Here is a 12,896-nt window from a genome sequence, read left to right on the forward strand (position 1 = left end):
ATTTGACCTCCTCAAAGAAATATTGTATTATTTCTATGTGTATTGTATGATGTCATTGTACACGAAAGTTCATATGCTGTCAATAGGACCATTGCTTTTTTCCGACAAATTGGTTATATTGTTAAATGATTGTAAGGAACTGGGGGAGTAGGGCATGGCAGAGAGAAAACGAGCAAAGCTGTCGGAGCAGACATCCGACCGCATGTATGAGATGATTGTAGAAGAGGCGCGGTATGCGCCGGGCAGCAAGCTACCCAATGAAAATGAATTGAGCAAGGCTTTGGAGGTCAGCCGCACTACCCTGCGGGAGGCGATTTCCTTCCTGGTTGCCCAAGGTGTGCTGGAGATCCGGCGGGGCAAGGGCACCTTTGTCGCAGAAGAGCTGCCGGCCGCAGGCATGGATTTGAGCAGCCTAACCGGTCTGCGTGCCAGAGAGCGGGCCAGGGACCTTTTTGAGATGCGTCTGATTTTTGAGCCGGCTACGGTGGCGCTGGCGTGCCAGCGCGCCAGCATGGAGGAGTTGCAGCAGATTCAGAAAAAGGCGGAGCGGATGGAGCAGATCGCCGCGGCCGGCGGGGACTGGCCGTTGGCGGATCAGGAATTTCACTGGGCAATCATCCGGGCATCCCACAACGAGTATATGCGGAGGCTGTATCCGATCATCAATAATGCCGTCAATGACCTGATGCAGCTGGCTCAAAACCGCCAGCGCATGGAGGAGACGGCGATCAGAGACAACAAGCTGATCCTGGAGTTCCTGCTGCGGCGGGATGAAGAGGGCGCCCGCCATGCGATGACCATTCATATGAAGCATCTGATCAATGCTTTACAGGAGTAATAGGGTGCGTTCAGACAGAATCTGTTACACCGAATTGGAGTTGAGGTGCGTTTGCGCCGCACTGAAATGAGGTAAGGAGTCCCCCGCTGACAGTTGTCAGCGGGGGACTCCTTACCTGTGGTCATGGGCGGGCGGCTCCCCTCTATTTGTCACACAGCAGCCGCAGAGCCTCTAAATAACCAGCAAAGCCATGGCCGCGGATGGTCCCCACACAAGCGTCGCGGAGATAGGAGGTATGCCGGAACTCCTCTCGGCTGTCCGGGTCGGACACGTGGACCTCCACCGTGGGAATGCCCACGGCTTTTACCGCGTCCAGCAGAGCCACACTGGTATGGGTGTAAGCCGCAGGATTGATGATGATGCCATCCATCTGGTCAAAATAGGCCTGCTGGATAGCGTCCACCAGGGCGCCTTCATGATTGGACTGGAAGAAGGAGACCTGGACGCCTAGAGCATCCGCCTCCCGCTGGATCATGGACTTAAGGTCCTCATAGGTCTCATGACCGTAAATCTCCGGCTGCCGGATGCCCAGCATGTTCATGTTGGGGCCATTAATCACCAGAATGTTCACAAAAATCCCTCCATATCCAAGCGGCGGTCTCCGCGATGGTGCCGCTGTTGTCTGCCACTGCATCCCGGCACCGGGCATACAGAGGCTCTCGTTCCCTCCACATAGCGGCCAGATCCGCGCCCTGGGACAGGGGGCGGCCGTTCGTTGCCAGCAGCGACAGGTCCCGCACCAAATGATAGACTCGTCCGTTTTGCCGCAAGGAGGCGTCATTGCGGGCATCCTTCACAACACCGCCGCCGGTGAGGATGATGCTGCCGGAGAGCTTTCCGGCCTCAGCAGTGGCCTCTCGCTCCAAGGCGCGGAATGCGGCCTCGCCGCCCCGGGCAAAGAGTTCGGGAATGGAGCAGCCGGCGCGAGATTCCACTTGGGCGTCAATGTCAATGGCCTTTCGGCCGGTCAGCTCTGCCAGAGCCATGCCCACCGCGGTTTTGCCGCAGCCCGGCATCCCGATCAGAACCAGATTGGTTGTCTCACGGCGAAGCTGGGACAAAATCCGCTCATGTTCGCTTAGAGGGATGGGGCGGTCAAAAAAGTGCTCCTCCGCCTTGACAGCTTGGGCCACCAGCATGGGAAGCCCATCGGAACAGGGAATCCCCAGCGCCTGTGCCTGCAGCAGCAGAGCGGTGCGGCGGGGGTTATAGATGACATCCAGTACGCCGGAGCAGCGGGGAAAGGCCGTCAGGTCTGCCGGGGCCGCGCCGTTGCCGGGATACATCCCGACGGGTGTGGTGTTGATGACAAGGTCAGCGTCAGCGTGACGGCTGAGAGTTTCGTAGTTGTCCGGACCGGAGCGGGAGATCACCGCGATCTCCTGGGCGCCCTCCTGCCGGAGTGCGGCCTGCGCTGTCAAAGACGCGCCTCCGCTGCCTAGGATGACAGCCTTTTTCCCGGCAAAGCGGGTGCCGGCCCTCCTGGCCATGTACAAAAAGCCGTCGATGTCCGTGTTATAGCCGTACAGCCGGCCGTCCGGCCGCCTGACAATGGTGTTGACGCTGCCGATGGACGCTGCCGCCTCGTCCACCACGTCGCAAAGGGGAATCACATCCCGCTTGTAGGGGATGGTGACGTTCAGGGCGCCGATGTCCTCCCGGCGGAGGAAGGGGGCCAGCGACTCCGGTTCCAGCTCAATCAGCCGGTAGCCGCCGCAGCCCAGAGCGGTGTGAATAGGAACGGACCAGCTGTGGCCCAGCCTCCGGCCTAAGAGGCCATATATCCGCTCTGCCATGGCTCAGACTTCCGCGTAGTTGCCCAGGAACTGAAACTTGGCGCAGCTGCGCTCCATCTCCTCCAACATGGCCAGAACGCTGGGGTCCTGGACAGAGGCGTCCAGCTCCAGGAAGAAAACGAAATCAAAGTCGCTGCCCACCACGGGACAGGATTCCAGCTTGGTCATGTTGATGTCCAGCGCCGCCAGCTTGGAGAGAATCTCGTACAGGGCGCCGGGCTTGTTTTCAAAGGCGATGACCAGGGAGATCCGGTTGGCGCCGGGGTAAATGACCGGCTCCTTAGAGATGCAGATGAAGCGGGTATAGTTGTTGTCACTGTCCTGGATGGCGTCATGGATGCACTCCAGACCGTACAGCGCGGCGCAGGCGTGGGAGGAGATGGCGGCGGCGTGGCGGCTGCCGCTCTCGGCCACCATTTGGGCGGCGACGGCGGTATTGGCGCAGGGGATGACCCGCACCCCGTTCAGCTCGCTCAGGAATTTGCTGCACTGGCCAATGGCCTGCTCATGGGAATAGATCTCGGTGATATCCGTGAGCTTTACGCCGGGCTGTACCAGCAGCTCGTGATGGATACACAGGCGGGTGGAGCGGACGATGGAGAAGTTCTTGCGCTGTACCAGATCGTAGACCGCGCGGACGGAGCCGTTGGAGCTGTTTTCAATGGGCACCACGCCGAATTTGCAAAGACCGGATTCCACAGCGGAGAACACCGCCTCAAAGCTCTTGACATAGACAATTTTGCCCCGGGGCAGCAGGCGGTCGCAGGCTACCTGGGAATAGGCGCCCTCCACGCCCTGGCAGGCAACAAGGCCCGTCTGGGGAAAGACCTCTCCGCCGGCAGCGAGAGACTGTCGCACCTGGGCGGCCACCTGAGTGGGGGCATTGATCAGCTCCGCCTGACGGGATCGGGCCAATTCAAAAAGCGTGGAGAAGAGGTGGTAGGCATAGCGTTCCTTGTCCCCGGCCTGTTCCGTGACCTTGGCCAAAATCTCCCGTTCCCGCTGCTTGTTGAGAATGGGCAGGTGATGCTCGTTTTTATAAGCGGCGACCTCTTCAGAAAGGCGCATCCGCTCTAAAAACAGGTTCAAAAGCTGGTCGTCCACCGTGTCAATTTTCGCGCGAATGTCAGAAAGTTCCATGATGTCCCTCCAATAGTAAATCTAAGAGAACGGCAGCTGTCACCGCCTCCACCACCGGAACCGCCCGGTGGGCAATACAAGGGTCGTGGCGGCCCCGGACAACCAGCTCTGCGTCCTCACGGGCGCGGAGACTTACGGTCTGCTGGGGCTGCGAAATGGACGGCGTGGGTTTGATGGCTGTCCGCAGGATGATGGGCATCCCGGTGGAGATACCGCCCAAAATGCCGCCGGCATGGTTGGTGCAGGTGACAATCTCGCCATCCTCCACCGCAAAGGCGTCGTTATTTTGAGAACCGCGGGATCTGGCGGCGGCAAAGCCGGCGCCGAACTCCACGCCCTTCACGGCGGGAATGCCGAAAAGCGCCGCAGCCAGACGGTTTTCAAGCCCCTCAAACATGGGCGCTCCCAGCCCGGCGGGCACCCCCACAGCGGCGCACTCAATCACGCCGCCCACGGAGTCCAGATGCTGGCGAGCCTCCAGAATGAGTGCCTGCATCCGCTCTCCCGCAGCGTCGTCCAGAACGGGAAAGGGCTTCGCGGCCACGGCGTCGAAGAGCGACCGGTCAGGGCGCAGGGGAAAGGGGAGGTCCTCCACATCTCCCACGGAGGCCAGGTGAGCCCCCACATGGACGCCGTGTCTTGAGAGAATCTGTTTGGCAATGCCGCCTGCGATACAAAGAGGCGCCGTGAGCCTTCCGGAGAAATGTCCACCGCCGCGCATGTCCGCGTGGCCGTCCCATTTGATGTAGGCGGTGTAATCCGCATGGCCGGGCCGAGGCTTATCCTGAAGCTCTTGGTAATCTGAGGAGTGCTGGTCGCTGTTTTCGATGATGGCGCACAGCGGCGCACCGCAGGTGACGCCATGCTCAAGCCCTGAGAGAAAGATGGGCGCGTCCGATTCCTTCCGGGTGGTGGAGAGAGGACTCTTTCCCGGCTTCCGCCGGTCCAAAAAGGCGTCCAGTTCCTGCAGGTCGATGGACTCCCCGGCGGGCAGGCCGTCGATATTCACGCCGATGGCCCTGCCGTGGGACTGACCGAAGACAGAAATGCGCAGCAGTTTTCCGAATTCAGAGGACATGAAACGCACCTCCCAGAGCTTGATAGACGGTAAAGAAATCAGGATAGGATTTATGGACGGCCTCCGCGCCCAGGACGGTGACAGAGCCGGCACAGGCTGTGGCGGCAACCGCCGCCGCCATGACGATGCGGTGGTCATTGGCACCGTCCACAGTGCCGCCGAGGAGCTGTGGCTGCCCCTGCACGGTGAGGCTGTCGGCGCCCTCCTCCACAGTGCCGCCTAGAGCCTGGAGCATAGCGGCGGTGGTCTGGAGACGGTCGCTCTCCTTTAGGCGCAGCCGTGCGGCATGGACAAAGCGGACGGTACCCTGCCGGACCGCCGCCATGACTGCCAGCGGCGGCAGCAGGTCCGGGCAGCCGGAGACGTCGATCTCCCGGTCCCCCGGGCGGGCCAGCCGCCAATAGAGGCTGGCAACAGCCAGGTCTCCCTGGGCAGAAAGGGGGTTGAGTCCCTGAATCTCCACAGGGCTGCCAAGAAAATTAGCGGCATACCAAAAGGCTGCCTGAGACCAGTCCGCCTCCACAGCCCCTGCGAAGGGGCAGTAGGCGGCGGGAAGGACTTCAAAGCCCCGCAGGCCGGGTTTTTCCGCCACCGAGATCCCCGCCTGGCGCATGGCCTCCATCGTCATGGTGATGTACTCCCGGGACTCGATCTCCGTGGAGCTTAGGACAGCGGAAGGAGCGTCCAGCAGCGGCAGGGCAAATAGCAGTCCGGTGAAAAACTGACTGGACACGTTACCCGGAAGCAGGTACTCCCCCGGCGACAGCCGGCCCTGAACGGTGAGAACGCCATCACGCTGTTCCCAAGAGATTCCCTGCTCCCGGAATAGGTCCGCGTAGGGCCCCTGGGGACGTTCCATCAGCCGGCCGTGGCCGGTGAACACACCGCCCCCCGCCACCGCCAGGGCGATGGGAATGAGAAAGCGGAGCGTGGAGCCAGATTCCCCGCAGTCAAAACGGGGCAGATCGACAAACGTATGGCCCCTCCCTATGCCATGCACGCGGATGGTTCCGGGCTTCGGAGCCTCCCAGCGGGCACCCAGGACCGTCATGCAGCGCAGCGTGGCCTCAATATCCTGAGAAGGAACAATATTTTCCAGCGTGCTGACCCCATCCGCCAGCGCGGCGGCAATGATGAGCCGGTGGGCCATTGATTTGCTGGGCGGCGGCGTCACCGCGCCGTAGAGCTTTGCGGGCGTAATCTGAATGTCCATCTCAGCCCCCCCATCCGGCAGCAATCAGTGCCTGCAGCTCACGGACCGGGAGCTTTTTCAACTCACAGGCCCCGATGCGCCGGGGAATCACCACGGTGATGGAATCCCCTGAGCGCTTTTTGTCGGCCAGAGCCGCCTCTGCCAGGGCTTCCGGCGGGTATTCCGTGCCGGTGGGCAGGCCGTTTTTGGCAAGGCAGGCAGCGATTCGGGCGGCGATGGGTTCTTCCGTCCAGCCCAAAGCCTCAGCAGAGCGGGCGATGATGGAGAGTCCTGCCGCCACCGCGTGGCCGTGGGAGAGGCGGTAGCCGCTGCACTTCTCAATGGCGTGTCCCACCGTGTGACCCAGATTCAAAAGGCGACGCTCACCCTGCTCCTTCTCGTCGCGTTCCACAACCCCAGCTTTATACCCAACACACCGGGCGATGACCTCCGCTGGAGCGGCGGTCAGAGTGCCGTCCTCAAAGAGGGAGAACAGGCTTTCATCACAGAGGATGCCGGTCTTGATGGCCTCCGCGGCGCCATCGGCAAAGATGGCGGGTGGGAGAGTGCGCAGGCAGTCAGTGTCACAGAGGACTGCGGCGGGCTGGAGAAAGACGCCGGCCAGGTTCTTTCCGGCTCGGAGATCGATGGCGGTTTTTCCGCCCACCGAGGAATCCACGGCCGAGAGCAGGGTGGTGGGAAGCTGGACACAGCGGATGCCCCGGAGGTAGACTCCTGCGGCAAAGCCTGCCATGTCGCCCACCACGCCGCCTCCCAGGGCCGCCACGCAGTCGGTGCGGGTGAGGTGTTCTCCCGCGAGAAACTCCAGAATGTCGGAAAGGGTGGCGAGAGTTTTGCTGCACTCCCCTGCGGGGAAGATATAGCTGCTGACCGAAACCCCCGCGCTCCGGAGGCTCTCGGAAACCGCGTCCAAATAAAGCGGAGCCACGGTGTCGTCGGTGATCACAGCGATGCGGCACCGGCCCAGCACCTCCCACAGCCGCTGCCCGCACTGAGACAGCAGACCGGGACCAATGGACACGGCGTAGGCAGGCGAGGTGCCAACGGGAATTGTTTGGATGGATTCGGACATGATATCGCTCCTTTAGTTGCCGCCGGCGGTGGCCTTCATCTCACGGCCCTGGCGCAGCAGGGCCCGGAGTTGCTCTGGGTCCCTGGCCCGCAGGGCTTGAGAGAATTCCGTCAGATGGTGGATCAGGGTGTCCAGCTCCGCCGTGAGGTAGTCAGTGTTGTCCAGGAACAGCTCTGTCCACATGTTCTCATCCAGACGGGCCACCCGGGTCATGTCCCGGAAGCTGCCGGCGGAGAAGCCCCGACGCTTTTGCGCCTCTGGGGATTTCACGTAGGCGCTGGAGGTGATGTGTGCCAGCTGGGAGGTAAAGGCGATAATTCGATCATGCTCCGCAGGGTCCGAGAAGGTAAGTCCGGCGAACCCTAAGTCCAGGAAGAAGTCCTTCAGGGTTTCCAGGAGCTGCATGTCCGTCCGCTTGTCCGGCGTCAGGATCATGGAGGCCCCCTCATAGAGATCATCGGTGGCGGCGGTGAAGCCGCCCCGCTCCTTTCCGGCCATGGGGTGGCCGCCGATATAGGCAAAGCCGTGGGCTGCGGCGATGGGGGCCAGGGCCTCCACCACCACCCGCTTCACACCGCAAAGGTCCACCAGGATGGCGGACTTGGCGATCTTGTCCGCGTGATCCGTCACCCATTGGATGGCGGCGCCAGGGCAGATAGCCACCAGCACCAGGTCGCACTGGGGTAGGTTCTCCTCTGTCAAAGGCGCATCCATGGCCCCGCACATCCTGGCCATGGTCAAGGTCTCCCGGTCCAGGTCTGCGCCGTACACGGTGTGAGCGGTGCGGGCCTTAATGCTTTTGGCCATGGACCCGCCGATAAGGCCCAGGCCGACAACTGCAATCCTCATGGCTTACTCTCCCAGGGACTGAAGCTCGGCGTGGAGCTTCAGGAGTTTTTTGGCCAGGGGATCAAAGTCCTCCGGCTTAAGGGACTGGGGCCCATCGCACAGGGCATGGGCAGGATCGTTGTGGACCTCAATCTGGAGGCCATCGGCTCCGGTGGCCACCGCGCCCATGGAAAGCGGCTCCACCAGCCAGCTTTTGCCGGTGGCGTGGCTGGGGTCGATGATGATGGGCAGGTGAGTCAGCCGGCGCATCACGGGGATGCAGGCAAGGTCCAGCGTGTTGCGGGTGTAGCTCTCAAAGGTACGGATGCCCCGTTCGCAGAGGATCACGTTTTCGTTGCCACCGGCCATGACGTACTCGGCGCTCATCAGCCACTCCTCATAGGTGGCAGACATGCCGCGCTTGATCATCACAGGCTTGTCCTGGTGCCCCACGGCCTTCAAAAGGTCGAAATTCTGCATGTTCCGGGCGCCGATCTGAATGACGTCCACATCCTTGAAAAGGGGCAGCTGGCTCAGGTCCATCAGCTCTGTCACGATGGGAAGGCCCGTCTCCTGCCGGGCGATTTTCAGGTACTCAAGACCGGTGGCTCCCAGGCCCTGGAAGGAGTAGGGGGAGGTTCGGGGCTTGAAGGCACCGCCCCGCAGCATGGTGGCGCCGCTGGCCTTGACAGCCTTGGCGATGGCCACCACCTGCTCCTCGCTCTCCACAGAGCAGGGGCCGGCCATGATGGTGAGACTGCCGCCGCCGATCTGGGTGTTCCCCACCTTCACCACAGTGTCCTCCGGGTGGAACTTCCGGTTGGCATTCTTATAGGGTTCCTGCACCCGCTTGACGTCCTCCACGATATCCAGGGCGGAGATCAAGTCGATATCCAGCTTGGAGGTATCGCCCACCAACCCCAAGATGGTGTTGGCCTCACCGATGCTGGTGTGAATGGTGATTCCCTTGTCCTGAAGCCAGGAAATCAGGCTCTCCAATTGGTCGCGGTTGGGGTTGTGCTTCAAAATGACAATCATGATATGCGCTCCTCCTTCAAACGAATCAAAAAAGACCCGTGGCCGGTCTGGCCACGGGTCCGCATGCACAAACAGTTTCTTAAAAACGATGCATCAAGCCCATGTACTTTTAGCCAAACCGAAATAAGCCTTACCATAAAAATAGGTAAAGCTAAAGTAGCGGTATGCAAAAGTACGGGCAGAAGCAGTCATAAAAAGAATCCTCTTCACATTGTGATGATATAGTAAGAATACCACGCTGACGGGAAAATGAATATTGTGAATGCTCACCAAATTTGAACAAGCACAAGATGAATTTTGTATATTTCGTCAGGATGCAGCCGCAGGGAGGCATCCAGCCACCAGCAAATTGGTAGCCTTCAGGATATAACGGACGTCCAGACCAAACCCGGAGTTCTCCATAGAGAGATACTGACGGTGGAGCTCTGCAATGGCCTCTGTCAGGTCCCGGCGGGCCGTCTCCATGCGAAGCTGCTGCTGGGCCAAGTACCCCTCCAGATAAAGCCGCAGGTCGGACTCATAGCGGTGGTGGTCCATCAGGCTGTCGGAAAAATGGTCGTTGTGGGGGTAAGTAAAGGCATCTGCCAGATAGTGGGTCAGCTTGCCCAGGGTATAGTACTGCCACATCGTCCAATGAGTCCGCCGCTGGAGGCGATGAATTCGGGTATAAATATAGAGCTGAGAGTTGGAAAAATTGTGCCCCCGAAGCTTTTGGCCCCGCCAGGAGCCCTTTAGATAGGTCAGGGGATTGCAGTCTGGCTGAAAGGAACCGAAGAGAAAGGCTAATTCAAAGCGTTTGGCGTGAAATCCCTGCTGGCTGCGCAGCAACGCGGAAGCCAGCAGCCTGTGGCTGCGTTTTTGCATGGGCTACCTCCGGTAAATGTTCAATCACAACGCAAGTATACCACCGCGTGCGAGTCCCTGCAAGCGTGAAAAAATAAACTTTGTGTAAAAAGGCGGCTGCTCCGCCGCACTGGAAGACGGCGGAACAAGCAGCCCAGGCAATCAGGTGCTGAAGAGCAGCTCAGAATATACGGGGAAGGGCCAGCAATCTGCTGCGGTGATGCCTTCCAGCTGGTCAGAGAGCTCCCGGGCCTTGGACATGTCGGGAATCACAACATCGCGGCAGTAAGTCATGGCCTTTTTGGTATCTGCGGGCAGCTTCTCCATGTCCCGTTCCAGGCGGTCACAGGCGGAGAACAGGGCGTCGGTCAGTTTTCCAAGCTCCTTGGCGGTGGAGTTCTCATATTTGCAGGAGACCCCCAGGGCATCTTTGTGATAGGCACGCTGGCAGAGCGTGTCGGCATAGCCGGAGACGGCAGGCAGAATGTCGTGCCGGATCATATCCGCCATGGTTTTGGCCTCAATGGAAATGACCGTCACATAGTTTTCCATATGAATTTCCGCCCGGGCGTTGACCTCTTCCTTTGTGTAGATGCCGTGCCGGACAAAGAGGTCCACATTCTTCTTGGCAGTGTAGACCGAGAGTGCGTCGGCCGTGGAGGCCAGGTTGGAAAGACCCCGGCGCGCCGCCTCGGCGATCCAGGCGTCGTCATAACCGTTGCCGTTGAATATGATGCGCTGGTGCTCCGTAAAGACCCGGCGGATCAGCTTCTGGAGGTCGCTCTGAAAATCCTTGGATTTCTCCAGCTCGTCGGCAAACTGCTTGAGCTCCTCCGCCATGATGGTATTGAGCGCGATGTTGGGACCGGAGACGGATTGGGAGGACCCCAGCATCCGAAACTCAAACTTGTTGCCGGTAAAGGCCATGGGGGAGGTGCGGTTGCGGTCAGTGTTGTCCTGGCGGATGGAGGGCAGCACGTCCACGCCGATCTCCAGGGTCCGCTTGCCGGCCTCCTTGTACTCGGTGCCCTGGATGATGGAGTCCACCACCGCGCTCATCTCGTCACCCAGGAAGATGGAGATCACGGCCGGCGGCGCCTCCTGAGCGCCCAGCCGGTGGTCGTTTCCGGGGAAGGCCACCGTGGCCCGCAGGAAGTCCTGGTACTCGTCCACACCCTTGATAAAGGCCGCCAGGAACAGCAGGAACTGGGCGTTCTGACTGGGAGTGGAGCCGGGCTTGAAGAGATTCCGGCCGGTATCGGTGCCCAGGGACCAGTTATCGTGCTTGCCGGAGCCGTTGACACCGGCAAAGGGCTTTTCATGCAGCAGACACACCAGATCGTGGCGGTCGGCCACCTTTTTCATCATCTCCATGACCAGCTGATTGTGGTCGCAGGCGGTGTTGGCATCCGTATAGATGGGGGCCATCTCGTGCTGGGAGGGGGCGACTTCATTATGCTTGGTCTTGGAGAGCACACCCAGGGCCCACAGGGTTTCGTCCAGATCCTTCATATAGGCGGCCACCCGGGGCTTGATGGCGCCATAGTAGTGGTCGTCCAGCTCCTGGCCCCGGGGGGGCTTGGCGCCGAACAGCGTCCGGCCGCAGGTGCGCAGGTCCTTGCGGCGGTTATAGAGGGTTTTGTCGATCAGGAAGTACTCCTGCTCAGGTCCCACCTGGGCGATGACCCGTTTGGTTTCCTGGTCGCCGAACAGACGCAGAATCCGGACGGCCTGACGACTGACCTCGTCCATGGAGCGCAGAAGGGGGGTCTTTTTGTCCAGGGCGTGGCCGGAATAGGAGCAGAAGACCGTGGGGATGCACAGGGAGTCTTCCTTGATAAAGGCGAAAGAGGTGGGGTCCCAGGCGGTGTAGCCCCGGGCCTCAAAGGTGGCCCGCAGTCCGCCCGAGGGAAAGGAGGAGGCGTCCGGCTCCCCCCGGACCAGTTCCTTACCGGAAAATTCCATAATAATTTTACCGCCGCCGGCGGGAGAGATAAAGCTGTCGTGCTTTTCCGCGGTGAAGCCGGTCATGGGCTGAAACCAATGGGTATAATGGGTGGCGCCCTTTTCTACCGCCCACTGCTTCATAGCTTCGGCAATTTCATTGGCGGTGGAGATATCCAGAGAGGTTCCATCAGTGACGCTCTTCTTCCAGGCGCTGTAGGACGCGGAAGAGAGCCGCTCCTTCATGGTCTCCTCATTGAAAACCAGGCTCCCGAAGAGCTCGGGGAGTTTCTTGGTGTCGCTCATGCACGTTATCCTCCTTATCGTCTTATCTGGTATCCTATCATAAAATCTCAGGAACGCAATAGGTGATACCTATAAAAAATTGCCCGCCGCATGGGCACGGCTCAGCGTAGTTTGCCGGAATTCAGGGCTGCGCACCGGGCGGCACACTTCGGCTTTGCGGCCGGCCTGATACGGGAGAGGCTGTATTGTGGGCCGAATCATGAAGGAGGACGTATGGACAGGGAGAAGCCCCGGGAGGCCTTCTCCCGGGGCTCAGCTCTCCATATGGCGGCCGAGGAAGGCCGCGATGGTCTGGGCCAGCTTGTATTCCGCGTCGCCGGTGGCTGCCGCGGGGACGGGGCTGATAAAAAGCACCAGTCCCAGCAGATCACCCTCCGCCAGAATGGGAGCCGCCACGGTAGCCGCCAGCTTATCCGTGCTGTCGGAGACCGGAAGGGCCTGTCCCTCTCCGGCAAACTGATAGATTCGGCGGCTCTCCATGATCTGCTCCAGCTCCGGAGAAATCCGCTTGCCGGAGAGCTCACGCTTGCCGCCGCCGGCCACGGCGATGATGGTGTCGCGGTCTGTCACGGCGCAGATGCTGCCGGTAGAGCGGCTCATTGTCTCACATAAATGACTGGCAAAGTCCTCCACGCCGCCCAGAAGGGAGTATTTCTTGAAGATCACTTCTCCGTCGCGGCTTGTATAGATTTCCAGGGGGTCGCCCTCCCGAATCCGCATCGTACGGCGGATTTCCTTGGGAATCACCACCCGGCCAAGGTCATCAATGCGCCGCACAATTCCTGTTGCCTTCATATTCA

At 60.4% G+C, this 12,896-nt stretch carries 12 protein-coding genes; 1 reads left to right on the plus strand and 11 read right to left on the minus strand.

The genetic code is table 11. The features are described 5' to 3' along the window. The first annotated feature begins 154 nt into the window (after nucleotides 1-154). Nucleotides 155-838, plus strand: a complete 684-nt coding sequence (locus KJS55_RS08770; protein ID WP_187031488.1) for a FadR/GntR family transcriptional regulator — start codon at nucleotides 155-157, stop codon at nucleotides 836-838. A 142-nt stretch (nucleotides 839-980) separates the two neighbouring features. Here KJS55_RS08770 and aroQ read toward each other — a convergent pair whose 3' ends face one another. The 11 genes from aroQ to KJS55_RS08825 form a co-directional block, all read right to left on the minus strand. After that, nucleotides 981-1,409: a type II 3-dehydroquinate dehydratase gene (gene aroQ, locus KJS55_RS08775; RefSeq protein ID WP_213543146.1), complete on the minus strand. Its 429-nt coding sequence runs from the start codon at nucleotides 1,407-1,409 to the stop codon at nucleotides 981-983. Continuing rightward, nucleotides 1,390-2,634, minus strand: coding sequence for a shikimate kinase (locus KJS55_RS08780; protein ID WP_213543147.1), 1,245 nt, complete (start codon nucleotides 2,632-2,634; stop codon nucleotides 1,390-1,392). Before KJS55_RS08780 ends, aroQ begins: the two co-directional genes overlap by 20 nt. A gap of 3 nt (nucleotides 2,635-2,637) precedes the next feature. Then, nucleotides 2,638-3,774, minus strand: a complete 1,137-nt coding sequence (locus KJS55_RS08785; RefSeq protein WP_213543148.1) for a bifunctional chorismate mutase/prephenate dehydratase — start codon at nucleotides 3,772-3,774, stop codon at nucleotides 2,638-2,640. Next, nucleotides 3,761-4,852 carry a chorismate synthase gene (aroC, locus tag KJS55_RS08790; protein WP_187031496.1) on the minus strand — a complete coding sequence of 364 codons (1,092 nt, stop codon included), beginning with the start codon at nucleotides 4,850-4,852 and terminating at the stop codon, nucleotides 3,761-3,763. The genes KJS55_RS08785 and aroC overlap by 14 nt, the downstream gene beginning before the upstream one ends. After that, nucleotides 4,842-6,065, minus strand: a complete 1,224-nt coding sequence (locus tag KJS55_RS08795; RefSeq protein WP_213543149.1) for a 3-phosphoshikimate 1-carboxyvinyltransferase — start codon at nucleotides 6,063-6,065, stop codon at nucleotides 4,842-4,844. Before KJS55_RS08795 ends, aroC begins: the two co-directional genes overlap by 11 nt. A 1-nt stretch (nucleotide 6,066) precedes the next feature. Further along, the gene (gene aroB / locus KJS55_RS08800) at nucleotides 6,067-7,137 is read right to left on the minus strand and encodes a 3-dehydroquinate synthase (protein WP_213543150.1); all 1,071 of its coding nucleotides are present in this window, start codon (nucleotides 7,135-7,137) and stop codon (nucleotides 6,067-6,069) included. Between the two features lie 12 nt (nucleotides 7,138-7,149). Further along, nucleotides 7,150-7,986 (minus strand): prephenate dehydrogenase, encoded by an 837-nt coding sequence (locus KJS55_RS08805; RefSeq protein ID WP_187031502.1) that lies wholly within the window; start codon nucleotides 7,984-7,986, stop codon nucleotides 7,150-7,152. Between the two features lie 3 nt (nucleotides 7,987-7,989). Then, nucleotides 7,990-9,003: a 3-deoxy-7-phosphoheptulonate synthase gene (aroF, locus tag KJS55_RS08810; protein WP_187031504.1), complete on the minus strand. Its 1,014-nt coding sequence runs from the start codon at nucleotides 9,001-9,003 to the stop codon at nucleotides 7,990-7,992. 309 nt (nucleotides 9,004-9,312) lie between these two features. Further along, a complete protein-coding gene (locus KJS55_RS08815) occupies nucleotides 9,313-9,867 on the minus strand; it encodes a zinc dependent phospholipase C family protein (protein WP_187031506.1) in 555 nt (184 codons plus the stop codon). Nucleotides 9,868-10,008: 141 nt separating this feature from the next. Further along, on the minus strand, nucleotides 10,009-12,096 hold the full coding sequence (locus tag KJS55_RS08820; RefSeq protein WP_187031507.1) for a glutamine synthetase III family protein: 2,088 nt from the start codon (nucleotides 12,094-12,096) through the stop codon (nucleotides 10,009-10,011). A gap of 252 nt (nucleotides 12,097-12,348) precedes the next feature. Next, entirely contained in the window at nucleotides 12,349-12,891 is a 543-nt protein-coding gene (locus KJS55_RS08825) for a stage V sporulation T C-terminal domain-containing protein (RefSeq protein ID WP_213543151.1), read from the minus strand. Between the last annotated feature and the right edge of the window lie 5 nt (nucleotides 12,892-12,896).

The organism is Pusillibacter faecalis (assembly GCF_018408705.1).
Lineage (GTDB): Bacteria > Bacillota > Clostridia > Oscillospirales > Oscillospiraceae > Oscillibacter > Oscillibacter faecalis.